The following is a 565-nucleotide window of genomic DNA, read 5'->3' on the forward strand; positions in this document are numbered from 1 at the left end:
GATTAGCATGGACGACATAATCCCCTATTTTTAATTCCTGATAACTTTTGATGCGCTCTGCATTGGAAATCTTTTGTTTCTTTCTAACTCGTTTCGTTTTTTTCTTAAATAATTCATTTTCAGTAATCAAAACCAATTTATGCATTGGCAATTCAATACCGCTGCTTATGTTCCCTATCGTTATAGTAGGCTTTTCAACCGGCAGCATTAATTTGTCCATTTTCACTGCCTCTATATCATAGTCTGCAAAAATAGTATGGACTTTCTCCATTCGCTTCTTATTTGGCACTAAAATAACTACCGATGAATCACTCTTTGACCACCGATTTAATTCATTTTTAAACAAATGCATTTGACCATGAAATTCCTGCATCGAACGAGATGATAAATTAATGATATTTTGTGGTTGCGTATTTGGAATATGGCGCATAAAAACAGACATATACAGCCTTGGCTGGCTCATATTTTGCCATACATCATGCCAATCAAAGGAAAATGTACTATTCTGGACCATTTTATTGGCTTCAAGCAAATGACTGTACCACTCAGCCTCTTCAGCATCAAT

Annotated in this window: 1 pseudogene; it reads right to left on the reverse strand. The window is 35.4% G+C overall.

Going from position 1 to position 565, the window contains the following annotated elements:
* Window positions 1-565: pseudogene (locus AC3G7N_RS22080) on the reverse strand (transcription-repair coupling factor); the annotation flags it as partial.

This window comes from Virgibacillus carmonensis (assembly GCF_057836705.1).